Consider the following 24,334-nt stretch of genomic DNA (forward strand, 5'->3'; position numbering starts at 1 on the left):
CTTCAACCCGCAAACCTCAATCACCCTCAAATCCGGCTCATCTCCGGCAATGACGCTACGCGCCCGCCGCCTGCCCAAAATCCAAATCTTGGCCTGCGCTGACCAACACGATGAATTTTCCGGGCTAGGAACCAGAGGAGAAGCGGTCAGCTTTGAAAAATTAAGAAAAGGCGCATTATGACGCGGCGGCCAGGACATCCGAAGCTGAGGTAATGCGGTGCGTAGAAATTCTTCATATTATTCTCTACTGAAACGGTAGACTGATTGGTTGTGCCGCTTTAGGCGGAAATGCGCGAACACCGGACCTCCGGATTCCTTATCGTAACCCTTACGTCTCCGCGGCGCTTCAGCGTCTTCGGGCTCGTCCGGGTATCTGAACAACAAGGAAAAGTGCCGATCTTGTTTCAGGATTGGCGTCAGGGGGCAAACATGACTTCTTCGCGACACAGCCTTGCACTTCGATGCAAAGCTTCCTTCCTCGCCACGGCAATGCTCTCGACCGTACAGATGGCGATGGCGGATGAGGTCGTTTCTTCAGGTGAAAATGCTGCTCAGTCCGCCCAGGCAAGCGCGTATGAACCCGACGCAGACATCATGGTGACCGCGAGACGGCGCAGTGAGCGGGCGCAGGAAGTGCCGATTGCGCTAAGCGTGGTGAGCGCTGAAAAGCTGGCCCAGACCGGCGCCTATACGCTGTCGCAGATACAGCAATTGGCTCCCAGCCTGCAGATCATCTCATCGAACCCGCGTAATACCAACATCAACATCCGCGGCCTTGGTTCCAACGTGGCATTCACCAATGACGGTCTGGAGAACGGTGTCGGCGTCTACATCGACAATGTCTATTACTCGCGCTTTGGCCAGTCGCAGTTCGACCTTGTCGACCTGGAACGGGTTGAAGTGCTGCGCGGTCCGCAGGGCACCCTGTTTGGCAAGAACACCACCGCCGGTGCCATCAACATCACCAGCCGCGCGCCTTCGTTCGAGCCGGAGTTTCGCGGTGAGCTAAGCGTTGGAAACTTTGGATATCATCAGATTCGCGGATCGGGCAGCGCGGGGCTTAGTGACTGGGCGGCGCTGCGGCTCAGCGTGTCGGACACGCATCGGGACGGATACATACACAATGTGCTGACCGGGAAGGACGTGCAAAGTTATGACAACTTTGCCTTGCGCTCCCAGCTGCTGCTGAAGCCGAGCGGGGATGTGGATGTGCGGCTGATCGGTGATTTCGGACGGCAGAGCACACGCTGCTGCGTCAACCAAGTGGCCTCAGTGTTCGCTACTTATGACAGCGGTGCGCCGATCCCGAACAATTATTACGATCGCAACGCCCGGGCCGGTTACATACCGCCGTCGGTTGATCCGTTCGCGCGGTTGACGGACTACAACGGCCGCTACGAGGTTGAAATGGAAAGCTATGGCGTCTCGGGCCAAGTCGACTGGAACCTAGGCGCCTCGACGCTGACATCAATCACCGCCTATCGCTGGTGGGATTGGAATCCACAGAACGACAGCGACAACACCGCGCTCGACAGCCTGCGCACGGTGGCCATGACTAACCGCCAGCGGCAGTTCAGCCAGGAACTGCGCTTCGCCTCCGAAGGCGACAACAACCTCGACTATGTAGCCGGGCTTTACTACTTCTGGCAGCGAAACACTGGTCACAATACCATGGAATATGGCGCGGATGCTGCCGCCATGATGTTGCCGGCGGCCGTACCGCAGGCCATCGGAAACCTCGCGCTTGACGGCTTCCGAACGGAAGCGTTCTCCGACCCGTCGACCAAGAGCTATGCGGCGTTCGGGCAGTTGACTTGGACTGCCACTGATAAGCTGAAAGTCACGGCCGGCCTGCGCTATACACATGAAGAAAAGTCGGGTAGCTATCGGCAGATTCATTCGAATGGCGATGTAGACCTGATCGGCCTGCCCGCGCAGGCCGCCGGCACGGCGCTCGCGCTGCGTACCCAGTTCGCGCCGTTGACCGACTACGGCATCGATTTCTCCGAGGGGGCCGTATCGGGCCTTTTGACGGCGTCTTATGCGCCCGGCGCCGACAGACTGATATACGCCACCTATTCCCGCGGCGCCAAATCTGGCGGCCTGAACCTGAGCGTCTTGCCCGCTGGCGTGGAGGGGCGTGTGAAGGCCGAAACGGTCGACGCCTTCGAGCTGGGCCTCAAGTCCCAGTGGTTCGACCGTACGCTCACTGTGAACCTCGCTGCGTTTCAATCCAATGTAAGGGACTACCAGACGGTGGTGTTCGACGCGCCTCCCGGATCGTTGATCACTTACCAGTACGTGGGGACAATTCCAAAGGTCCGTTCGCGCGGGCTCGAGGCAGACGTGTCGTGGCAACCCTCGCAGTGGCTGAGCTTTTCCGCGTCCGGGACGTATCTGGACCCCAAATATCTGGACTACGCAAACGCTGTCCAGGCGCCGGAAAACGCCGACCAGGGGCCATCGCAGGATCTGACTGGCCATCGCCTCGCCGGTTCGTCCAAGTACAGCTACTCACTGAGCGCGGACGCTTCTCAGCCTCTCGGCGTCGGGGAGTGGATCGGCTATGCGCACGCGGACTTCGCGTATCGCTCGTCGTTCTTCACCACGATCAGTAACAGCCGCTATTCGCTGGTGGACGGGTACGGACTGCTCAACGGGCGCGTTGGCATCCGTAGCGATGACCGCCGCTGGGACCTGTCCGTCTGGGCTCGCAATCTGACCGACAAGCAGTACTTCCAAACACTAAATGTCGGAAACGCCGGTTCCTCCACGGGGATCATTGGTGAGCCGCGCACGTATGGACTGACATTGAGGAATGTCCTTTAAATCGGCGCTCTGCCAGTACCGCTATGCGGCGCAGGTGCCGGCCGGCGCCAATAATAAACAAACAGGGGATGTCCACATGCCACGATACCACTTGAAATTGTCGGCCGCGATCTTGTCTTTCGCGATCGCGCCGCTGGCCCATGCCCAAAGCACGGCCGACCGCACGGTCCTGCCGATTCCAGCGCCGGCATTCTCGGGTCAGATCGCGCCCAATGTGCTTGATGCGCGCCCTGCGCTGCTGTCACCTCTTCGTGCCCCGCAACAGGCACCAAACCTGTTCGTGTTCATGAGCGACGATGTGGGCTTTTCCGCATCCAGCACGTTTGGTGGTCCGGTACCGACACCCAACTACGATCGGCTCGCGGCGCGTGGGCAGAAATACAACCGTTTTCACACCACCGGCATCTGCTCGCCTACGCGTGCGGCATTGCTCACGGGTCGCAATCACCACAACGCCAGCGTGGGCATGTTGAGCGACATGCCTGCAGGCTTCCCCGGCTATACCGGTGCCATTTCGCCTGAAACCGCCACCATGGCGCAGGTTTTGAAGCTGAATGGCTACAACACGGCGATGTTCGGCAAGCATCACAACACCCCTTCCGATCAACGTTCAGTCGCCGGTCCGTTCGACAATTGGCCGACGGGGCTGGGCTTCGAATATTTCTACGGTTTCAATGGCGGCGATTCCGACCAGTACAGGCCGGTGCTTTACAGGGGTACCGGCATGCTTCCGGAACCGGCGAAGGAGTCTGTCCTGCTTGATAAGCGGCTCGCCGACGACGCGATTAACTGGATACACAACCAGAAGGCCGCCGCTCCGGACAAGCCGTTCTTTATCTACTATGCCTCTGGTTCGCTGCATGCGCCGCATCAGGCGTCGCCGGAACATATTGCGCGCTTCAAAGGCAAGTTCGACCAGGGCTGGGACAAGGTCCGCGAGGAAACCCACAAGCGCCAGCTCAAGCTGGGCATCATTCCCGCCGGCACGAAGCTGACGCCGCGGCCAGAAGGTATCCCGGCATGGGCAGACCTGACGGCGGATGCGAGGGCGTTCGCAATCAAGTCCATGGAAGTCGCTGCGGCCATGCTCGCTTACCAGGACGAGCAACTGGGACGCGTGCTCGACGAACTGGAACGCATGGGACTGCAGGACGATACGCTCGTCGCGGTCATCGAAGGCGACAACGGTGCGTCTGCCGAAGTAGGTCCCAGTGGCTCGGTGAACGAATTGCAGCACCTCCTCGGCACAAAGGAAGATGATGCCTGGCTGGCTTCCAACGTCGAGGGGTACGGCGGCGAGCAGACTTACGGCACTTATCCCGCTGGTTGGGCATGGGCGCTCAACTCGCCTTTGCGGCAGATGAAGCAGTATGCATCAATGCTTGGTGGCATACGCAATGGCATGATCCTGTCGTGGCCGGGACGCATCGCAAAGCCAGGAAAGGTCTGTGCGCAGTTCAGTCACGTCATCGACATTGCCCCAACATTCTTCGAGGCTGCAGGCGTTCCGGCGCCTACCTCGGTCCTGGGCACTACGCAGAAACCGCTGGACGGCCAAAGCCTGCTCGGCAGCCTGAATGGCTGTGAGCGTGACAAGCCTCGCACGCAATACTTCGAGATGACGGGCAAGGCTGGCCTTTACCACAACGGTTGGTTCGCCAGTAACGAGGATGGCCGAAAGCCTTGGGAAAGCATGCCGCCGGGCGGACCGCGACCGGAAAACCCCTGGACACTCTACGATCTGCGCAAGGACTTTTCGCAAAATGATGATGTGGCAGCAGAGAATCCGGAAAAGCTGAAGGAACTCGTTGCGCTCTGGACTAGCGAAGCGACCAGGAACAATGTCTTCCCACTCGACCACCGCTTCTACTTTGCACGGGCCGGGGCGGAAAGTCTGGGCAAGCCTGCCGAGCATCTGGAGTTCTGGGGCAAGAACGTCAGTATCCCGGCGACCACCAGCTTGCCACCGGCCAAGTCGTTCCACCTTGATGCCGACCTGCAGCTCGATAAATCTGAGGCATCCGGGGTCATCGTCGCATACGGCAGCCACTTCGGCGGGTGGAGCTTCCATCTCGACAAGGGAAAGCCGGTATTGACTTATGCGCGCTCGACCAGGCCGGAGGATATCGTGGTGATAGGTTCTGGGCATGCACTTCCTGCGGGGGCGTCGGAGGTGGGACTGAACTTCAACCTTGAACGTCCACTTGGAAAAGCGACAGTGGAGATATTGGTGGATGGTAACGTCGTAGGATCGGGTACGATTGCCCACACGACCCCGATACCAGCAGGCATTGGCGAGATGCTCGACATCGGGCGTGATACGGGAGTCACCGTTACTTCATACATTCGGATGCTGGGGGAAATTGAAGGTGATATTCCCCACGTCTTATTTACGTTCAAATAGCAGGCAGCGCGGCTCAATCTGCGCGACTGTCAATTATTACAACGGGCAACCGACACCCACATTGGCGCATCGTCATTAGCCGATTGGCCATGCTTTTGACTCTCTTCCAGTTTTGCCACCAGCCAGCTTGGGAGTTCCGGCATTTCATCGACCGGGGTTAACCCCGGCTGCTGATTGCCACTGAGATGTGACCCGGTCTTACCATTGAGGATTGGCTCTGACGCATATGTGGACCGCCTCGGTTAGCAAGATGTTTGCTGCGTAAATTACCTTTGGACGGTGTAGTCATATGTCCGACCTGTCGATGCGGTCATTGACCGCTGGCCACGATGAGATCCGCGACGGCGGGCACGGTGAACGTGGCGGTTCCCAAGACCGCCGGCCATGACGGGCAGCTTTTCTATCCGCACTCGCTGGAGCGCGGGCGCCGCTCGGTGCGTGCAGTCCTGCTGGCTCTGGCGGAGATGTACGTCAAAGGGTCTCCACCCGGCAGACCGGAGCGGTGCTGCGCGAGTTTGGTATCGAAGGCATATCCTCTTCGCAGGTCAGCCGCGCTGCAGCCCTGCTGGATGACGAACTGGAAGCATGGCGGAGCCGCCCCCTGGTCGAGATCCGCTACCTCATCCTCGACGCGCGATACGGGAAAATGCGCCAGGGCGGCGGTGTGCACGATGCTGCGGTATTCTCTGCGATCGGGATCGGGTCAGACGAGAGCCGCCGGGTGATCGGCGTCAGCGTTGTCCTGTCGGAGGCTGAGGTCCACTGGCGCAGCTTCCGCGATGACTTGGTCGCGCGGGATGCGAGGCGTCGAATTTATCGTCTCTAACTATCATGCAGACCTGCGCGCTGCGCGCCGGGCGGCACTTGGATCGGCCACCTGGCAGCGCTGCCAGTTCCATCTCGCCGCCAATGTTATCCATCACGCTCCCAATGTGGCCATCCGCGCTCGCATCGGCGCCGAACTGCGCAGCGTCTGGAACGCCAGCTCGCTGGCAAAGGCAAAAGCCGCGCTCGAGGAGCTTGTCACAGGCTATAGCACAAGCGCACCTAAGCTCGCCACGTGGCTGGAAAACGCCATTTCCGAAGGCCTGGCCGTCTTCGGCCTACCTGAGCACCATCGCCGCCGCCTGCGCACCTCCAACCCGATCGAGCGCGCCGTCCAGCAGGAAGTCGAGCGCCGTACCGTCAAGGTCTTCCCCAACGACCAGGCGCTCCTGCGCCTCGTCTCCGTCGTTTTCGTCGAAAACGATGAGCCATGGGAATGCGATAACAAGGCCTACATCAAATGGGAATGCCGGAATGCGTGATCCCGCCCAGATTCAATTTCCATACGTGAGGTTGCTCAATCAGGGCCATGTCGCGACGAAGCGCCTCGGCGATGCCCGCTTTCGTCAAGGTATCCACTGTAGCGGATAAACCTTCACGCTCCTAATATTCCATTTGCTGGGCTAATCAGAATAAATCACAATGTCTTTGCCTTGAGAAAAATACTTAAATTTATAGTATGATGTTGCATACCAGTCGCATTATCGATTTATCGGAACTTGATCTGATGCTCGTCCAGGCGGTTGAGGCGCATGTCCAGGCCGAATACGGCTAAAGGCCTCGACCCTTGTCTCAAGGCGATGGTGCCCTCACGCCCGGACTATTGCAGACACTCGAAGCTTGCCATGGCCGCCGAGCGCCCTAAGTTGGAAACAGCGTTGTCTGCGCGATCAGGTGAGCCATCCGCCTTGGAATAATCGCTCGGTGCTTGCATCCGGGCCGCTGGCGCGAATGTCCAGGCTCTAAGGGTTAAAGGCGCCGGTAATCGTTTCCGAACTGATCGGCACTTCCCGGCCTCGTCGAGTGGTATATATATACAGGAATTAGCCCATTCGCATGGGCCGCTCTTTTGTGGATGCGAAGCATACTGACCATATCGGTGGTCGCACCGGTTCGGCGGTGCCTCCGTGCAGGTGAAGATAGATAGTACTGGCGGCGATCTCTGATATACCGTCGATGAATGCGAACCATTGCCGCCGGAGGACAAAGTTATAGATGGCGGGTATGGCGGACTGGAGCGCCTTTACCGGTGCCATCGTGATAAGCTCCTGCGGTTTGTCGGTCGTCACACGCCTGTCGACCGCTCTACCGATATCGTCCACCTGTTGTTCGCCCGTATGGCGGCCAAGTGTCTTCATGGCGAATGGACTCTTGCGGCGCCCGATGCCTATCTGCGTAAGGCGGCTATAAACCTCATCCGGGATGAAACTCGCCAAGCCAGACGGCGCTCCGGCAACTTGCATGTTTGCGCAGAGGACGTGCCGCTTTCGGCAGGCGATCCGGTCGCGACTCTCGAAGCCAGGGACATTCTGGCCCGCCTGGAGGCGACCATGGCTCTACTGAAACCGCGGACGCGTGAAATTTTTCTGGCGCACCGCATTGATGGTTTCAGTTATGGGGAGATAGCTGCTCGCACGGGGTTGAGCGTCAAGGCGGTCGAGAAACACATGAGCCGCGCGATTGCGCATGTCTCCCGGCACTTGAATGTATGATGCGAGGATGTTTCGCCATGGGGGCTGAATGAGACTCGAAAAAGAAGCCGCCGACTGGTTCTCCAGGATGCGCGGACCGCAGGCCGAGGATCATCGGGCGGATTTTGACGCCTGGTACAGCGTGCAAGACCATGCGCAGGCCTATGAGCGCCATATCAGAGCCTGGGACACCACGATGTTCCTTGCCAATACAACCACCGGCAAGGGCAGGGACCTTGACCGGGCCAGGGCAAAGCTGCTGGTCGGCACGCGGGGGGCCTTCGTAGCATCGGCGGCATTGGTTCTCGTGGTGGGCGCGGCGGCATTCGTCCACATCAGGTCAACCAGGAATCCTGCCGGTGACCTGGCGCGAATGGAAATCGCCGCACTCGATCGGCCGCCGCGCGGCATCCGTTTGCCCGATGGTTCGAGCGCGATTCTCGACCGCGGAGCAAGGCTGCAGATTTCCTACAATGGTGAAAAAAGAGCCCTGCGCCTGCTGGCAGGAAGGGGGAGATTTTCCGTCGCCCACGATGATCGTCGGCCTTTCATCGTCGAGGCGGGAGCAGCCGATGTCATCGCCCATGGAACCCTGTTCGACGTGGAGTTCCTGCCGGCGAGCATTGGCGTTGCCCTGTTGAAAGGCGTCGTCGATGTGAGCAGCCATTCGGGCATCGCCGGCCGCCGGACGCACATCGAGCTGTTTGCCGGGCACGGGGTTGAGGTGTGCGACGGCTCGATCGGTCGGTTAACTCGTCTGGACCCCGCCGATCGCAAGTGGACGGCGGATATGCTCGCCCTCGACGGGGCGGATGTCGTCGATGCTATTGCCGCCTTCAACCGCACCAGCGCATCGCCGGTGGTGTTGGAAGGGTCATCCTCCTGTCCGCTCAAGGTCACCGGCACTTTCCGGCGATCTGATGCGCGAGGGTTCGCACATCATCTGGCGGCGAACTTCGGACTTACAATGGTAGCCCGCTCCGACGGGAGTTTCGCCTTGCTGCAGCCTGCGCAGAAAGAATTGGCAAAATAATCGTAGGGTACTTTTCGCGAACGGCGTTTCGGCCCTGAGGATACTGCTTGGAGCAGGTCCCAGGGAAGGAGGTTACCAGTGCGTTACCAATTTCTGGCGTGCTGCAGCATGGCTGCAGCCGCGACGGTTCTGAGCATGCCGGCATCAGCGCAAAACGAGGGACGAGCGAGCCTCCATCTTCCGGCGCAGGCTCTTGCGGTTTCGATCCGGGACATCGGCCGGTCGTTTGGGCGCAACGTGAGCGTCGACGACGCGCTCGTCGCGAGCCGTGCCGCCCCGGCGATCGACGCGAACCTGACGTTCGAGGAGGCGCTTGCATCCGTGCTCGCCGGTAGCGGGCTGATGGCCGACTTTGCAGATAATGGTGCGGTGATCCGGGAAGACAAGACTGGCCAGGACGATGGCGGCGGTATCGTTGTCACGGGGTCGCGTATAGAGGCGCACCGATCGCATCGACCACGCTGTCATACCGTCGCGAGGCCATGCGTGATGCCGGGCAGTCTTCGTTTGCCGATGTTATTCGGACTATCCCGCCGAACTTCGGTGGCGGGCAGAATGCGGGTGTCGGCTACCACGTCCCCGCCGGCAGCGGTTTAGATCTCGATGGCGGGTTATCGATCAATCTCAGGGGACTGGGAAGCGATGCAACCCTGACGCTGCTCGATGGCCGAAGGATGAGTTACGCAGGCGCGACCCAGGGAATAGACCTCTCGGCAATCCCATTCGGTGCGGTCGAGCGCATTGATGTCGTGCCCGGAGCGTCGGCGCTCTTCGGTTCGGATGCGGTCGCGGGGGTCGTCAACGTGATCCTGCGCCGCGATTTCAATGGACTGGAGACGAGCGCTCGGCTTGGTGGGTCGACTGACGGGGGAAATTTCCAGCAGCAGTACGGGGCGACCGCCGGAAGACGTTGGAGGTCGGGAAGTGCGATGCTTTCATATGAATATGCCCGCACCACGTCGGTCCAGGCGAACGAGCGCAGGCATGCCGAGGACCGTACGCCTGGTGTAACGCTGACACCCTATTTACGGCACCACAATGCAGCTCTGGTGGTGCGACAGACGGTGGCGGACAGCCTGACGTTCGACATCGACCTGCTCTGCAACAAACGGTGGTGGGGGCAGGCGCTGCCCCTCAACAGGGCCGGAGATCTTTCCGTCAGCCGGGTCAACTTTGCGCGAACTTCCCAATCCTGGAGCGCGGCGCCGTCGATTGCCCTTGCGCTGCCCGCCGAATGGCTGGTGACACTGGGCGGTAGCTATGGCTGGAACACTTCGGAATTTGGCGGCGTCTACACTTACGGTGCGGACCGATTCCCCGCCGCAGCAGGCATTTATCGCAACATCGCACAGAACGTCGAACTGTCGGGCAATGGCAAGCTGATCGAGATTCCCGGCGGCAACGTGAAGGCGGCGTTGGGCGCCGGCTACCGGCGCAATCTGTTCAGACGGTCAGGATCGACCGCCAGCGCAGTTATCGATGCATCGCAGGACAGTTATTACGCCTTTGGCGAGCTGAGTGTCCCCATATTCTGGCCCGGCCAGCTACCGGCACTCGGTCGGAGTCTCGATCTGAGCCTGGCAGCGCGTTACGAACGCTATCCGGATGTCGATTCAGTCGTGACCCCGAAGCTGGGGGTGATCTATGCCCCGAGCCCGGACTTTTCCATCAAGGGAAGCTGGGGACGATCCTTCCGTACCCCGACACTCTACGAGCAGTACCGGCCAGCGACCACGGCTCATTATGCGGCTTCGAGCTTCGGCGGCAGTGCCGGCGCCACGGCAATTTACGTTTGGGGAGGCAATGCCGACCTTTGTCCGGAACGATCAAGTAACTGGTCCGGCACGTTCGAGCTGCATCCCCGGTGGCTTGTCGGCGCGAAACTCGTCGTGAGCTACTTCGCTATTCGGTATCGCGACCGGATCGTGACGCCGGTGGCCTACGTTTCGCAAGCTCTCTCCAATTCGGTTTACGCCGAATATTTTGAGGCGGATCCGAGTGCTACGGACCAGACCGCAGCAATTGCGAAGGGAACGACCTTCACCAACTATTCCGACACGGCCTACGATCCAGCCAGCGTCGTTGCGCTTGTCGACAATTCCAACGTCAATGCCGGCCGCCAGACCGTGCATGGGCTCGACATTCTGGCCAGCTACGAACTTGCGGCGTTCGGGGGAACTGTGAGGGCTCTCGCCAATGGCAGCTATATCAGGAGCCGGCAGAAGATCAGCTCCGGGCAGCCTACCACTGTCATGGCGGAGACCATCTTCAATCCACCTCATTTCCGGGCGCGAGGTGAGCTGGGGTGGAGCAACGACACGCTCTCATTAGTAGGCGCGCTCGGGCATGATGCCGATCCGGCGATAGCCAAAGCGTCGCCGCTTACCCGCGACCTCACGCATGGCGGCCCGGATGGCACCATGGCCTGGCGGACGTTCGCGCCGGACCGTCTTGGGATCGACGCTCATCAGCACGCAGGTCCGGCGCTGGGAGATTGCATAGCGTCCCAACACCTTGAGCACTGCATCCCGCCGCTGGCTTGGCGTCGTCAGGCTTTTCCCAGCAGATACGTGAGGATGACGTTGTCGAGCATGCTGTCCGCCAGCAAGCGGTTCAGCTTCCCATTCTCATCCTCAAGCTGGCGCAGCCGGCGGGCATCAGACACTTCCATGCCGCCGTACTTGCCCTTCAACTCGTAAAACGTTGCAGTGCTCAGCCCATGCTTACGGCAAATCTCGACCGTCGGCAGCCCGGCCTCCTGCTCTTTGAGCATCCCGATGATCTGCGCCTCGGTAAAACGGTTCTTCCTCATACGTCTGCTCCTTCCCGTGGGAAGGCCCTACATTAGAATGAGGGAGCTTTCGGGGGGCAGGTCATTTGCTGTAACGACTCCTCGGATTTTCAATCATCTGTTAATAGCCCGGCGCTCCACGAAGGGTCTGATTTTGACGACGATACGAAAAGACAATGGTAACACGCGTAACAAAGGCTTCGAGGCAACGCATCAGGTCATCATCGAAACGGCGGTTCGCCTCATCTCGGACAAAGGGATCGAAGCGCTGTCGATGGCGGCGATTTCCCGTGCGGCCGGCGTCAACCGGACTACGCTTTATTACCATTTCGCCAACCGCGAGGCGCTTGTCGAGGCGGTCAAGGACTGGTCCGCGCAGCAACTGACGCGCGGGTTCAGCGACGACCTGCCGCGGGACGAGCGGACCGCGCACATCACCCGTTTCGTGCTGGAGAACAATGAAGTCGCCAAACTGTTCATCGACGACTTCCTGGCGCCCGGTGACATCCGCGCGCGCTATCCGCGCTGGGACGACCTCGTCTCCGGCATCGGACGTGATGCGCGGGGTGCGGGAGCCGACGACTTCGACGCGGAGATCTACTCGCTGATCATGCTGACCGCCGCCTTCATCGCGCCTCGAGTGTTCATAGGCAGCGTGCGTCCGGACATGCCGGTGGATGAGGTGGTCGACCGGTTCAGCAAGGAGCACCTGCGCGTTCTCCGACGCGATGGTCTCATGGACGAATGAGATAAAATTTCGACACATGTGTTGCAATTGTCGGTGAAGAAGGTTTAGATGGCTTCACAGCGGACCAGTCGAGTCATCCGGCGGCCGCGATGGAGAGGAGCCAAGGCGCCATGGCAGGACAAGCCACCGCATTCAGTCCGGTATCGCAATCACATCTCGATTGGCTGGGCACCGATCCCATTCCTGCCGAGCCTTACTATGACCCAGCCTTTTACGAGCTTGAGCGACAGGCGGTTTTCTTAAAAAGCTGGATCGAGGTCGGCCACGTCTGCGAGCTGCCGGATTCTGGCAGCTTCATCCGCCGCGAGATCGAGTTCGCCAAGGCATCGATCCTGATCGTACGCGGTAAGGACGGCACGATCCGGGCTTTTCACAACGTCTGCACGCACCGGGGCACGCAGCTGGTCGAAGCCGAAGCCGGGCGGCAGTCAACGTTCAGTTGCCCCTATCACATGTGGACCTTCGGCACCGACGGCGGACTGATCTCGGCGCCGGATTTCGGTCAGTTCCACGTGGCCAAGGAGGACTGCTCTCTGCCGAAGGTGGCGGTCGAGGTCTGCGCAGGGCTCATTTTCATCAACTTCGCCGACCGCCCGCCGCCGCTGCGCGAGTGGCTAGGCGATCTCGCCGACCGGCTCGACACGCTGCTCGTGGCCCGTGCGACGGCGTTTCACGAATACGTCTATGAAATCGACGCCAACTGGAAACTGACTTACGACAACTTCCAGGAGAACTACCATCTCCGCTTCATTCACCCGCGCTCCGGCGGGGCAGGGACCGGCCCGGAAAATCCTTTCGGATATCCCGTTCGCTACGGCTTCCATGGACAACACCGGACCCAGACGATCTGGTCCAATGCCTCCGCGCCGCCGCCGCCCCCGGCCGCCATGCTGGCCTACGCAGCTGCGGGCCGGGCTGCGGCGGTTAACGGCCTTGGCGTGAATGACGCGAAGGATTACATCGCGCTGTTCCCGAACTTCTTCCTGTTCGGATCACCGGTTCAGCATTTCTCCCACGTTATCATGCCGATCGACGCAACGCGGTCGCGTGGGGTGATCCGGATCTACTGGATCGGCGAGGATACGTCAGCCAGCGAGAGCTTCGCGCGCGAATTTCTAATGGCTACCGCGCGCGACATCCACGCCGAGGACCGCGCCGTCATCGAGGCTGGGCAGAAAGGCCTAAGCAGCGGCGCACTCAAGAACATCCATTTCCAGACGCAGGAAGTGCTGTGCCGCCACCTCTACCAGCAGGTCGCCGCGGCGGTAGAGCGTCATCAGGCGGAGAATGCGCGATGACCGCGAACCTTCCCGCCGGCTTCGAGGCCCTCGAACCCTTTGTCGCGAACTGGGCCGGCCGCACTGCGGCGGACCGCGCCGCCCTGCGAGGAGCATATCCGCCGGCCGAACGCGCCGCGTTCCATGCGGCCTGCGCGCCTCTTATCGAAAGAGGGCTCAGGCAACTCGACGCCAAGCCGCTCCGTGACCTCGATGAGGGCGAGCGCCGCTTGCTGGACCTGTTCCTGACTTACGCCCACGTCTCGCTCGCGATTGACGTGCAGGCGTCCGACGAGGACAGGCACCGACCGCTGCGAGAGGCGATGCGCGTGACTCGCGCGCCGGTCGATTTCTGATCAATTCGAAAGTGGGAAGACCAAGATGGACGTAACCGAAAAGGTTGTCTTCATATCGGGAGGCGGCGGCGGGATCGGCGGCGGCATGGCGATGGCGTTCGCCGAGCGCGGTGCCAAGATCGTCCTTGCCGATATCGACGTGGGACACGCGCAGGAAGAAGCAGACAGGCTCCCTGCCGGCAGCGACGTGGCGGTTGTGCAGCTCGACGTCACCGACCCCGACAGCTGGGCGGCGGCACGATCGGCCGCCGAGGATCGCTTCGGCGCGGTGGAAGTGCTTTGCAACAATGCGGGTATTTCATCGGGCTTCCGGCCAATCGTCGAGACGCGCGCGGCCGACTTCGAACGGCTGATGAGCATCAACGTGACCGGCGTATACCACGGGATCGCCGCTTTCGCGCCCGGCATGATCGAGCGCGGCCGGGGGCACATCGTCAACACCTCGTCGATGAACGGGCTCAATCCCTTCGCCAGTTTCGCGGCCTATTCGGCGAGCAAGTTCGCGGTGCTCGGCCTGTCCGACGCCGTCCGGGCTGAACTCGCGCCTTCCGGCGTGGGCGTCTCCACTTTGTTCCCCGGCCTGACGCGGAGCCGCATGTCGGAATCGATGTCGTCCGGCCCGGTCGCCCTCGACGAAGCACGGGCGGCGGCGATCCGGGCGAACATGATGGAGCCGGTGTGGCTCGGCCGCGCGGTGGTGCGCGCTGTCGAAGCGAATGAGCCCTACATTATCACCCATCCCGAATACGCCGAGGCAACCAAGGCCCGGTTCGAGCAAATCATGTCGGCTTTCGGTGAACCCGCGCAGCCTGGCTACCGTACCGGCCAATCGGCGACTGCGGTAGTTTAGGAAAAAGAAGGCTCGCACCTAGCCACGGTGGGCAGACTGGATCGTTTCGGCGATGCTCTTCGAGTCTGAGGCAACCGGTGGAAGGTGCGTCGCTGGTACATCGAGATAGGCCATTTTCATGACCTCGCCCTGGCTGGTGAAAGCGTATTGCCGGACCGGCCGCTCTTAGGAGAAGTCCGCCAACATCGGATCGGCGATGGCGGGTGCGGCAGGCTCGCGACGATCGTCATCAGCGCCAAAGCCGCCCCTCGGTTCCATGTACACCCCTCATCGTACACTGCGCGTTGGAGCGATGCGCCAGACGGTGTTTGACAGATCGTCCGCCACCAGCAGGGCTTTGCCGACCGGGTCGAAAGTCACGCCGACCGGCCGCCCGCGCGCCTTGCCGTCCTTGCCGATGAAGCCGGTAACGAAATTCTGGGGTTTGCCGCTCGGCTGCCCGTTAGTGAACGGAATCCAGACCACCTTGTAGCCCGCCAGATCCTGCCGGTTCCAGCTGCCATGTTCACCGACGAAGGCGCCGTCGGCATATGTCCCGCCGAACCCGCCCTCGGTGACGAAGCCGAGGCCCAGAGCTGCAACGTGAGAACCCAGCGCATAATCGGGAGCGATGGCTTTCTTCACCATCTCCGGGTCCTGCGGATGGACGCGCGGATCGACGTTCGCACCCCAGTAGCTGTAAGGCCAGCCGTAGAACGCGCCGGGGCGGACTGAGGTCAGGTAATCCGGCACCAGTTGTGCGCCCAGTTCGTCACGCTCATTGGCGACGGCCCACAGCGCCTGCGTTGCGGGATTCACCGCCAGAGCCGTGGGATTGCGTATGCCCGAAGCGTACGTGCGGTGCGCGCCGGTCTCGCGATCGATCTCCCACACCACGGCGCGGTCTTCTTCCACCGCCATGCCGCGTTCACCCACGTTGCTGTTCGAGCCAATACCGACGTATAGTTTCGATCCGTCTGCGCTGGCGGCGAGGGATTTGGTCCAGTGATGGTTGGGCTTGGACGGCAGCTTTGTCACCACTTGTCCGGCAGTGTCGATGCGCGTGGTTCCGCCGCTATAGGGGAAGCGCAGCAGGGCATCCTGGTTGGCGACGTACAGGTCCCCGCCCACCAGCGCGAGCCCGTAGGGAGCATTGAGGCCGTCGATGAGCACGGACTTGAATTCGAAGGCGCCATCGCGGTCGGCGTCACGCAGCAGGGTAATGCGGTTGCCGCCCTTCACGCCGGTTTTGCCGAGACTTTTGATATAGCCCGCGATCACGTCCTTGGGGCGCAACTTGGGCGCGCCGCCGCCGCTGCCTTCGGCAACGAGGATGTCGCCATTGGGAAGAACGAGCATCTGGCGGGGCACTTTCAGGCCGGTGGCGATGGGCGTTATCGAAAAGCCCTTGGGCACAGTCGGCTTCGCGCCTTCCCATTCGGCGGGCCGCGCGATCTTCATCGGGGGCAGCAGGGTTTCCTTCTGGCCGGGCAGGGTGGGGCGCGGTCCGGTCTGGTCGGCGGCAGGTTCGGTCCCGCAGGCGCACAGGGCAAGCGAGAGTGCGGCGGAGGCGGCAAACGTGCGCAGGGCGATCATGTGCGCGCCTCCCTGCTTGGGGAGTAACCGTTCCACCCGGCGGCAAGCGCCAGCACGCTCGACACGATCGAGAGGGTCAGCCCGGTCGTTCCGACCGAACTCCAACCGTCATGGCTATGCTGGAAAGCATTCAAGAGGCCAGCGACCCACATCAGTGCCAGCACGAGAGCAAGAAAATGGAGCGGCTTGCCAAGTACGAGCGCAGCGATGGACCATACCAGTGCCAGACCTCCGAAAACGAGCGCGCCGGTGATGAGCCAGGCCGAGAAATTCGACCACTGCATCTCGGAACTCTGAAGATAGGTGATGTCCGATAGCAGCGCGCCCGGAAACAGGGCCACGGGAAAGGCGAGGAGCAATGAATGCAAAGGATGCATCGCAGACGAGGCACGGGGTGAAAGGGCAGCCGGCAAGATGAAACTCCTGGGCGCCCGGTGGCGGACACCTTCGCTGATCGCAATGCGTAACGTACTCCATTGGTTGCATTACAGCATCGCGTGCAAGTTGCGCGCAGAGGAGCGGAGGCATGGGGAAGCTCGCATTGCCGCGCGAATGAAGGGGTAATGCAGCTATATCTGATGCCACTGGATTTGGTTTTACCCACCGCAACTCGGTGCGACCCGAAGGGAGCGACAGCGCCTTTTAACAACTCAAGGCCCGCCCCGATTTCAATCGGTGCCGGGTCTGTTTTCAAGGGCGCCGATACATTGGCGTACCCGTTCAAGCCATCACAGTCGCTAGCAGAATTTTAGCTAGTCGACTAGTTAAGTGACATTCATTGAGGGCCCATTCGTCGCAAAGAAGTTTTACTTCAGCGACAGCAAGCGCATCGGGCCGTCTCGCTGGCGATGCAGTCGGTCATTGTCCCTCGTCTGCACCATCGCCCAGCTTCAGGTCGATCATCCGGTTGAAGAATTCGAGCAGGGCAGCCTCATCCTGGGGCCAGCTTCCGAACGAAGCGCCTTCCATTGCCAAGACTATATCGAGCTCATCGGCATTTCGAAGCCGTTCCGAAGCGGCGTTCCCGATCTTCATGCCTGGTTCCTGATGCGTTATCGGATATCCGAATGGCACCGCTCGCTACGCGCAACCCGCAGGTCCGGCAATCCGGGTAAGGGTTAAGTATTGTTAAGCAGTTTTGCTGCTGCAATTTCTGGAGGCGTTAGTCGCCCATATGGCCCTGAAAGTGGTTTTGCGTCTGCTTGAACTTTGGCGGTAATATCCATACGCAGCCGAAGCTAAGGGGCCCCCTCGGGGCGTGACGCATAAATTGCCGGGGAAGTCTGGTTGGGCCGCCACATTGCAAGCTGTCTCGGTGTGGTGTCCGGCCTTGTCGCTTGCGGGAGCGGCGCGCATGCAGCGCAGATCGATGTGCCTGCGCTGCCCCTTTCCAGCGCGATCGGCATGCTGGGCCGACAGGCTGGGGTCGAGATCCTGCTCAACGCACCCGGCCGTGAGCGCCTGCAGACCACGCCTGTGCATGGAAACATCTCCGCCAGTGACGCGCTGGCAAGGATGATCCGCGGCTTGGGCCTTGCCATCCGTCGCGTGTCCCCGCGCGTTTATGTTGTCGTCGAAGCACCTGTCAGCCGGCGCAGCAAGCTCCGGACCAAGCCATCGTCTGCTGCCGAAGCGCAGGAAATTCTGGTCTCAGCCCGCCGCCGTCCCGAGCGGGAGGAAGACGTGCCGCTCCTCGTCACCAAACTCGATGCCGGTGCCCTCAAAAATGCTGCGGTGCGGACGATCGCCGACGTTGCCCGACTGACACCCGGTTTCATCGCGACCGGGCAGACGAGCAGCGCCACTCCATTGCTGGTACTGCGGGGGCAGCGGCGCTCCATCAGCGACGAAAACCGACTGCCGCTGGTCATCTATCAGGACGAAGTTCCGCTGCCTAACCAGGCAGCACTGTCGCCGCTTTTCGACGTAGCAACAGTCGAAGTTCTGAGAGGCCCGCAAGGCACCCTGTTTGGAAGAAATGCCACCAGTGGGGCCGTGTTGCTGCGCTCCGTGCAACCGGGGCAGGGCGTTCCTGGCTACCTGGAAGCGGAAGCCGGCAGCTACGGCCTCGCACGGGTGGAAGGCGCAGTCGAACTACCCGTAAGCGGGCCGTTTACGCTCCGGGTTTCGGGCCAGCGCATGCGCCGGGACGGGTATACACGGCTTCTGGCCGGCGGGCGCGCTGACGATGTTCACAGTGACGCGGTGCGTGCGGTTTTGCTGTTCGATCCGGCAGGGCCGCTGCGATCGACCACCAGCTTCGACATGCTCCGTGCGGACGAGAAGGGAGCTGCCCTGGTCCTCGCCGGTGTCTATCCTGCAGGCAGCGACTGGGATGCGCAGAACGGGCCCTATTACGATTGCGGCGCCGGCGCTTGCGACGTCGACAGTTATTACGAGGCGCAGAAGGCTTTGGGGCGGCGCACGTCGCAGTCGAGCCCGGCCCTGACGTTTGGGCGGCGGTTCCAGGGCCTTGGCAATGTCACCGAATATGGTGACGATGCCTTTCTCGTTAGAAATATTGTCGGGCTGCGCTCGACGAAAGTGCATTACCAACTCGACGGCGACGGTACGCCGCTGCGGATAAACGATTCCGTCAACACCTCTCACCTGCGGCAATTAACGGAGGAGTTGCAGGTGCAGGGTCGCACCGGAAACCTGCGCTACATCGCCGGGCTGTTCTATCTCGACAGCGCACCGGACGGGCCGGTGATCCAGACGGTGTCGCGCTTCGTTCGCCCCGACAATCCTGCGTCGCACATCGCCAGCTATCAGATCTTTCGCAGCGGCGCGGTCTTCGGCCAGATTACGGCGACGCTTGGGAACGGCTATGTCGCCGATTTCGGCCTGCGCTACACGAGCGAGAAGATCGCCGGGTGCTCGCTGCGGTCGGTCGAAGCAAAGCCGTTGAGCACACGGCAATGCATCGAGGATGGCGGAACCCAGGCACAATCCAGCTCCGGCCGCCTTACCTGGACCTTGTCGCTTATGCGCAAGCGTGGCGACAGCAGCATTTTTATCACCACCCGCAGGGCTTTTCGGTCCGGTGGATACAACACCCCGGCCCTGGGCGGCACGCTGCGTGCCTACCAGACCTTTCGGCCGGAAATGCTTACCGACCTGGAGCTTGGCGCCAAGGGCCGCTGGAATATGGGCGCGTTTTCCGGTTCCTATGCTGCCGCAGCCTATGTTGGCATCTATGACGATGTGCAGCGGGCACTGTTCCCCAACGTCAATCACGACGGAGACGGCGATCCTGCGACGGACCCGATAACGCTTTACGTCAACAGCGCCAGGGCGCGGGTGGCAGGGTTCGACAGCGACCTATCACTCGACATGGGCAAGCAAACGCGTGCCACGCTGAGCGCTTCGTGGATCGATGCGCGCTATACCCGGCTCATCGTGCCGATGGCTTTGACGAGCCTGTTGGGCAGCGATCCACTGCATAACCGCTTTACCTATACGCCGACATTCAGCGGCACCGTATCATTTACGCACGAGATCAGCCTGCCGGAGCGCCTCGGCACGCTTGAGCTGCAGGCAGACTATGCCCACGTCAGCAGTGTTCGCTTTACCGAGCGCGTCACCGAGAGCTTCGCAAAGCAGTCCGCCTACGGTCTGCTTGGTGCTTCCGTCACCTGGATGCGTCCGGCAAGCCTGCCGTTGGAACTGCAACTGTGGGGGCGCAACCTTACGAACCGCTTCTACGCGGGCGGCGGCGGCACTCTCAATCCGTCCTATACGGCCGCGACCATTATCCCGGGGGTGCCCCGCACGATTGGACTTCGGCTGCGCTACACTTTCGATTAGCCGAACAGTCGCCTTCGGCGATCAGCTTCACGGTGCGACGAGTTCGGCCCGCGTTGCACTTTCGTTTTCCACGCGGGCGATCCCTGCTGCCTCCAGACTTTGCAGGAACCCGCGCGTCACTCCGATGCGGAATGTGCCGCTGATCGGACGGCGGCCGAGCGTCGGGCTGGAAATGATGATCTCCTGCGGGCTGTAGCGATTGATCTCCGCCACGGCCTGCGCCAGCGGAACCCGGTCGAAATCGACGATACCCTTGCGCCAGGCGAGACGTCGTTCGACTTCCACGGCGCCGGTACGATAGCCCTGGCCATCCCAAGCCAGTTCCTGCCCCGGCTGTAGAACGGTCGATTGCGCCGCATGGCCATTGATTGCGGGCATGTCGACACGGACCCGTCCCTCCGCCAGCGTCACGTCAACTTTGCCTTGCGCCTCGCGAACCGCGAACTGCGTGCCAAGCGCTGTCACGGTAAGCCCACCTGCGGTCACCACGAACGGTTTGCGCGGGTTCTTGGCGACTTCGAAAAACGCCTCGCCATCGCGAATGGCGGTACTGCGGCCGGTATCGCTCTCGGCAACGGTGAGGACGGTCGCCGTGTTTGCGGTCACGATCGAGCCGTCGGTCATGCGGAACGTGCCCTGCTGGCCCACCCCGGTTGAGATCACGCGGCTGTCGGTAACGGCCAGCGCCGCGCCCACGGCGTCGCGCTGTCGCTGAAAGGCGATGCCTCCGCCAAGCACCGCCAGCACCGCGCAGGCGGCGATTGCCGGGCGCGCCCAGGCCTTGCGGCCCCGCCGGTTGGCGAGCGCACGTTCGCGGATCTCGAGAATGCGGGCATCGGCGCGCATGGCGCCCGAGCCATCCCACGAATGCTCAACCTTGGCCCAGGCGATGCGGTTGGCCTCGTCGCGGGCGTGCCAGCTTTCGAAGTCTTGATAGTCCTGCGCGGTCGCCTTGGGCGAACGGAAGATGCTGAAGTAGGCGGCCGCCGTAGCTTCCGGTGAGTCGATCTTTTCCAGCGCAAGGGCGTCGAAAGGTTTGCTCATGGCAGGTCCCTCGCCGCCAGAAATCGGATCGCCTTCATGATATGGCGTCCGACCGCGCTGGTCGAGATGCCCAGATGCTCCCCGATCGCGTCGTAGGACATTTCCTCAAAGCGGTGGAGCACGAAGGCGTCGCGCGTCAGGTCGGGCATTTCCTCCAGCGCGCAGGCCAGCCGGTTCACGTCCTCGCGTCCGCGCAGCACGCGTTCGGGCGTGAGTTCGTCGACGGGGTGCAGCGCCTCGGTCAGTTCGTGATGGGCGCCGCGGTGGCGCACGGTGTCGCGGCGGGCTCGGTCGGTAAGGACGCTGGCGGCGACCTGGAACAGATAGCCCTCGACGTTGGCGATGGGGTCTGCCTGCCCGCGTACGTGCATGCGCACCAATACGTCCTGAACCAGATCGTCGACGTCTGCGGGGACGGCGCGTTTTGCGATATAGCGACGCAGCGCGGGGACGTGCGACGACAGGTCTGCGGCGTCGAGGCGAGCCTGTTCCTGCTTTGCCGACGATGTCCTGCGTAACGAGAAAATGGGCTCGGCTTTCGGTTGGAATACGGGGCTCTCTTTAGCGCCCGACGCTTGATGGCGTCATCCAGAATATTTTTTCGAAAAAAGCGAATGATCCACGCGGACTTGCGTCTTGCACATATCGGCCTGCGATCAGGGACGGGCCGAAAGACCTAAAGGGGTAATAAAAACATGACCTGTCGCAGCCTTGCCGCATTGCTTCTCGCATCCTCGGTCCTCTCAATCGCCGCGCCCGTGCAGGCCCAGAACGACACTTCGGCCCAGTCGCTCGACCAGCCCGGCGGCGATATCGTCGTCACCGCGCGTCGCCGCGAGGAAAGCGCCCAGACGGTTCCCGTCTCGGTGACCGCGTTCAACTCCGAGATGCTGCGCGAAAAGGCCATCGTCAGCACGCAGGACCTGACCTACACCACGCCGGGCCTGAACGTGGCCCCGCAGACATCGCGCGATACGCCCAGCATCGTCATCCGCGGCCAGCGCCGCGCCACCGCAGGCGCCTCTGCACCTTCTGTCGTGACCTACTTTGCCGACGTGCCGCTGCCGAACGAGGGCAGCATCGTGCCCACTTTCGACATCAGTTCGATTCAGGTGCTCAAGGGGCCGCAGGGCACCCTGTTCGGCCGCAACACCACCGGCGGCGCGCTGCTGCTCTACCCGGTTTCACCCGACTATGACCTGGCAGGCTACGGCCAGATCACGCTGGGTTCGTACAATGAGAAGACCTTCGAAGGCGCCGTCAACGTGCCGATCGTCGCTGACCGCGTGGCACTGCGCGTCGCCGGCCAGATCGCCCGCCGCGAAGGCTATACCAAGAACCACGGCAACGGCGGCGACCTCGATGATCGCCACAACGACGCCTTCCGCGCTTCGCTGCTGGTCGAACCGATCGACGGGCTGAAGAACACCACCGTGTTCGACTGGTATCGCGCCCGCGAAAACGGCACCGGCACCGTGCTCAACGGCGTCTATCCGAACCCGGCCGTTCCCGGCGGCGGCACCGCGCGTACGGCAGCGAACCGTCCCTACTTCGACTGCGGCGTTGCCGGCTGCGATATCGACATCGCCCTGGCCGAGCAGCAGGCCGCAGGCGTGCGCGACGTCAGCACCAGCATCGATCCCTATTCCAACCGCACGTTCTGGGGCGTGGCCAACACCACCGAACTGGAAGTGGGCGCGGTCACTTTCAAGAACATCTTCGGCTACCGCAGCAGCAAGGTTGCCGCCGCCCGCGACATGGACGGCACGTACCTGCGCCTTTACGACGGTGTCTCGAACACCGAAGTCGAGCAGTATTCGAACGAGTTCCAGATCCTGGGTTCGCTGCTGAATGACCGCCTCGACTGGATCGTCGGCGCCTTCTACCTCAAAAGCGACCCGACCGGGGTGAACGGCAGCGCCACCTACTCGGCGGTGATTCCGGGCAAGACCTTCACCTACAACGAGAACTACAACTCCTCGACCAGCAAGGCGCTGTTCGGTCAGGTCGGCTATGCCTTTGGCGGTTTCGCGGACGGCCTGCGCTTCAACGGCGGTTTCCGCTACACCTGGGACAAGTCGAGCGGGTGCTCGGTCGCCGTGCTCGATACGGCGGCGCGCATCGGGCCTGATGCCTGTGCATCACAGGGCGGCAAGACCGGCTCGGAAAGCTCCAAGGCGCCGACCTGGACGCTAGGCTTCGACTACAAGGTCAACGACGACCTGTTCCTCTACGTCACCAACCGGCGCGGATACCGTTCGGCAGGGTACAACCAGAGCGGCATGTCCCCTTACTTCGACGGCTTCGAGACGTTCAAGCCGGAGAAGGTCACCGACTATGAGGCCGGCATCAAGAGCAGCTGGCACATCGGCGACGTGAAGGGCCGCTTCAACATCGCGGCCTACACCAGCAAGTACAGCAACATCCAGCGCTCGATCTTCCCGGGTGCGGACTTCGACGGTGACGGCAATCCCGGCAATGATCCCAGCAGCCTGATCATCAACGCCGCCAAGGCGACGATCAAGGGCACAGAGTTCGACTTCTCGGTCACCCCGGTCAGCGGCTTCACCCTGTCCGGCTTCGGCGCCTACACAGACGCCCAGTACGACGAGTATGATGCTCCTGCCGCGTTCGTCACGCTGCTGGGCAACAACCCGGTGAACAACAAGTTCTCCTACACCCCGAAGTGGACGGTCGGCGGCGGCGCGCGTTATGCGACGTATCTGGGCGATTTCGCGGAGATGGTGTTCAACGCGAACTGGTTCCACAGCGCCAAGGTCTGGTATGTCGAGCGTCCGCTGGACACCAACGGCATCCAGAAGGCGTATGACACCGTCAACCTGAAGCTGGACTTCAACAACCTCGAGAACCGAGGCATCGACCTCGGGTTCTTCGTGCGCAATGTGTTCGACGTGACTTATGCTGCGGCTGGCGGCGTCGTCACGCCGTCGATTACCTCGACCACGCTCGTCTACAACGAGCCGCGCGTGTTCGGCGCCCAGCTGCGCATGTCGTTCGGCAAGCGCTGATCCGACACCCGCCCGCGCGGATCGAGCCGATCCGCGCGGGCACCCGTTTCGATGCGATCTTACGACGAGGAT

16 protein-coding genes and 4 pseudogenes are annotated in these 24,334 nt (G+C 61.7%); 14 read left to right on the forward strand and 6 right to left on the reverse strand.

Going from position 1 to position 24,334, the window contains the following annotated elements:
* From GVL61_RS25030 to GVL61_RS16155, 8 genes and pseudogenes are all read left to right on the forward strand, one after another.
* On the forward strand, positions 1-181 hold a 181-nt coding region (locus GVL61_RS25030; RefSeq protein ID WP_235037734.1), incomplete at its 5' end, for a hypothetical protein.
* A 248-nt stretch (positions 182-429) separates the two neighbouring features.
* Positions 430-2,829: a TonB-dependent receptor gene (locus GVL61_RS16115; protein WP_159981685.1), complete on the forward strand. Its 2,400-nt coding sequence runs from the start codon at positions 430-432 to the stop codon at positions 2,827-2,829.
* Positions 2,819-5,233 carry an arylsulfatase gene (locus tag GVL61_RS16120; RefSeq protein WP_235037735.1) on the forward strand — a complete coding sequence of 805 codons (2,415 nt, stop codon included), beginning with the start codon at positions 2,819-2,821 and terminating at the stop codon, positions 5,231-5,233. Before GVL61_RS16115 ends, GVL61_RS16120 begins: the two co-directional genes overlap by 11 nt.
* A gap of 502 nt (positions 5,234-5,735) precedes the next feature.
* Positions 5,736-6,540, forward strand: a pseudogene (locus GVL61_RS16130) (transposase).
* A gap of 708 nt (positions 6,541-7,248) precedes the next feature.
* On the forward strand, positions 7,249-7,770 hold the full coding sequence (locus tag GVL61_RS16135) for an RNA polymerase sigma factor (protein ID WP_159981688.1): 522 nt from the start codon (positions 7,249-7,251) through the stop codon (positions 7,768-7,770).
* 67 nt (positions 7,771-7,837) lie between these two features.
* Positions 7,838-8,782, forward strand: a complete 945-nt coding sequence (locus GVL61_RS16140) for a FecR family protein (RefSeq protein ID WP_159981689.1) — start codon at positions 7,838-7,840, stop codon at positions 8,780-8,782.
* A gap of 135 nt (positions 8,783-8,917) precedes the next feature.
* Positions 8,918-9,100 (forward strand): annotated as a pseudogene (locus GVL61_RS25430) (hypothetical protein); the annotation flags it as partial.
* Between the two features lie 143 nt (positions 9,101-9,243).
* A pseudogene (locus GVL61_RS16155) lies at positions 9,244-11,088 on the forward strand (TonB-dependent receptor plug domain-containing protein); the annotation flags it as partial.
* Positions 11,089-11,118: 30 nt separating this feature from the next.
* Here the strand turns inward: GVL61_RS16155 and GVL61_RS16160 are convergent.
* A pseudogene (locus GVL61_RS16160) lies at positions 11,119-11,594 on the reverse strand (transposase); the annotation flags it as partial.
* Between the two features lie 37 nt (positions 11,595-11,631).
* Between GVL61_RS16160 and GVL61_RS16165 the strand changes: the two are divergent.
* The 4 genes from GVL61_RS16165 to GVL61_RS16180 all read left to right on the forward strand — a co-directional run bounded on the left by GVL61_RS16165 (position 11,632) and on the right by GVL61_RS16180 (position 14,804).
* On the forward strand, positions 11,632-12,321 hold the full coding sequence (locus tag GVL61_RS16165) for a TetR/AcrR family transcriptional regulator (RefSeq protein WP_159981691.1): 690 nt from the start codon (positions 11,632-11,634) through the stop codon (positions 12,319-12,321).
* 110 nt (positions 12,322-12,431) lie between these two features.
* Complete coding sequence (locus tag GVL61_RS16170) at positions 12,432-13,619, forward strand: aromatic ring-hydroxylating dioxygenase subunit alpha (protein ID WP_159981692.1); 1,188 nt, start codon at positions 12,432-12,434, stop codon at positions 13,617-13,619.
* On the forward strand, positions 13,616-13,954 hold the full coding sequence (locus tag GVL61_RS16175) for a hypothetical protein (protein ID WP_159981693.1): 339 nt from the start codon (positions 13,616-13,618) through the stop codon (positions 13,952-13,954). Before GVL61_RS16170 ends, GVL61_RS16175 begins: the two co-directional genes overlap by 4 nt.
* 25 nt (positions 13,955-13,979) lie before the next feature.
* Positions 13,980-14,804, forward strand: coding sequence for an SDR family oxidoreductase (locus GVL61_RS16180; protein WP_159981694.1), 825 nt, complete (start codon positions 13,980-13,982; stop codon positions 14,802-14,804).
* Positions 14,805-15,071: 267 nt separating this feature from the next.
* On the opposite strand, the gene GVL61_RS16185 is transcribed toward GVL61_RS16180, so the two are convergent.
* The 3 genes from GVL61_RS16185 to GVL61_RS16195 form a co-directional block, all read right to left on the reverse strand.
* The gene (locus tag GVL61_RS16185) at positions 15,072-16,379 is read right to left on the reverse strand and encodes a sorbosone dehydrogenase family protein (RefSeq protein ID WP_159981695.1); all 1,308 of its coding nucleotides are present in this window, start codon (positions 16,377-16,379) and stop codon (positions 15,072-15,074) included.
* On the reverse strand, positions 16,376-16,756 hold the full coding sequence (locus GVL61_RS16190) for a DUF2231 domain-containing protein (RefSeq protein ID WP_235037741.1): 381 nt from the start codon (positions 16,754-16,756) through the stop codon (positions 16,376-16,378). Before GVL61_RS16190 ends, GVL61_RS16185 begins: the two co-directional genes overlap by 4 nt.
* A 481-nt stretch (positions 16,757-17,237) precedes the next feature.
* Positions 17,238-17,414, reverse strand: coding sequence for a hypothetical protein (locus tag GVL61_RS16195; RefSeq protein ID WP_159981697.1), 177 nt, complete (start codon positions 17,412-17,414; stop codon positions 17,238-17,240).
* Between the two features lie 369 nt (positions 17,415-17,783).
* Here GVL61_RS16195 and GVL61_RS16200 point away from each other — a divergent pair, with 369 nt between their 5' ends.
* Entirely contained in the window at positions 17,784-20,189 is a 2,406-nt protein-coding gene (locus GVL61_RS16200; RefSeq protein WP_159981698.1) for a TonB-dependent receptor, read from the forward strand.
* Positions 20,190-20,216: 27 nt separating this feature from the next.
* On the opposite strand, the gene GVL61_RS16205 is transcribed toward GVL61_RS16200, so the two are convergent.
* A complete protein-coding gene (locus GVL61_RS16205; protein ID WP_159981699.1) occupies positions 20,217-21,233 on the reverse strand; it encodes a FecR domain-containing protein in 1,017 nt (338 codons plus the stop codon).
* Positions 21,230-21,760 carry a sigma-70 family RNA polymerase sigma factor gene (locus tag GVL61_RS16210; protein WP_159981777.1) on the reverse strand — a complete coding sequence of 177 codons (531 nt, stop codon included), beginning with the start codon at positions 21,758-21,760 and terminating at the stop codon, positions 21,230-21,232. The genes GVL61_RS16205 and GVL61_RS16210 overlap by 4 nt, the downstream gene beginning before the upstream one ends.
* Positions 21,761-21,928: 168 nt before the next feature.
* On the opposite strand from GVL61_RS16210, the gene GVL61_RS16215 reads away from it, so the two are divergent.
* Positions 21,929-24,262 carry a TonB-dependent receptor gene (locus tag GVL61_RS16215; protein WP_159981700.1) on the forward strand — a complete coding sequence of 778 codons (2,334 nt, stop codon included), beginning with the start codon at positions 21,929-21,931 and terminating at the stop codon, positions 24,260-24,262.
* The last annotated feature ends 72 nt before the right edge of the window (positions 24,263-24,334 follow it).

The sequence above is a fragment of the Novosphingobium sp. 18050 genome (genome assembly GCF_902706195.1).
Classification (GTDB): Bacteria; Pseudomonadota; Alphaproteobacteria; order Sphingomonadales; family Sphingomonadaceae; genus Novosphingobium.

What these genes read in the sequence shown, in the direction of transcription:
- GVL61_RS16115 (WP_159981685.1), top strand. Translation starts at nt 430, where the DNA reads ATGACTTCTTCGCGACACAGCCTTGCACTTCGATGCAAAGCTTCCTTC.
- GVL61_RS16120 (WP_235037735.1), top strand. Translation starts at nt 2,819, where the DNA reads ATGTCCTTTAAATCGGCGCTCTGCCAGTACCGCTATGCGGCGCAGGTG.
- GVL61_RS16140 (WP_159981689.1), top strand. Translation starts at nt 7,838, where the DNA reads ATGCGCGGACCGCAGGCCGAGGATCATCGGGCGGATTTTGACGCCTGG.
- GVL61_RS16165 (WP_159981691.1), top strand. Translation starts at nt 11,632, where the DNA reads ATGAGGGAGCTTTCGGGGGGCAGGTCATTTGCTGTAACGACTCCTCGG.
- GVL61_RS16170 (WP_159981692.1), top strand. Translation starts at nt 12,432, where the DNA reads ATGGCAGGACAAGCCACCGCATTCAGTCCGGTATCGCAATCACATCTC.
- GVL61_RS16175 (WP_159981693.1), top strand. Translation starts at nt 13,616, where the DNA reads ATGACCGCGAACCTTCCCGCCGGCTTCGAGGCCCTCGAACCCTTTGTC.
- GVL61_RS16180 (WP_159981694.1), top strand. Translation starts at nt 13,980, where the DNA reads ATGGACGTAACCGAAAAGGTTGTCTTCATATCGGGAGGCGGCGGCGGG.
- GVL61_RS16185 (WP_159981695.1), bottom strand. Translation starts at nt 16,379, where the DNA reads ATGATCGCCCTGCGCACGTTTGCCGCCTCCGCCGCACTCTCGCTTGCC.
- GVL61_RS16190 (WP_235037741.1), bottom strand. Translation starts at nt 16,756, where the DNA reads ATGCATCCTTTGCATTCATTGCTCCTCGCCTTTCCCGTGGCCCTGTTT.
- GVL61_RS16195 (WP_159981697.1), bottom strand. Translation starts at nt 17,414, where the DNA reads ATGAAGATCGGGAACGCCGCTTCGGAACGGCTTCGAAATGCCGATGAG.
- GVL61_RS16200 (WP_159981698.1), top strand. Translation starts at nt 17,784, where the DNA reads ATGCTGGGCCGACAGGCTGGGGTCGAGATCCTGCTCAACGCACCCGGC.
- GVL61_RS16205 (WP_159981699.1), bottom strand. Translation starts at nt 21,233, where the DNA reads ATGAGCAAACCTTTCGACGCCCTTGCGCTGGAAAAGATCGACTCACCG.
- GVL61_RS16215 (WP_159981700.1), top strand. Translation starts at nt 21,929, where the DNA reads ATGACCTGTCGCAGCCTTGCCGCATTGCTTCTCGCATCCTCGGTCCTC.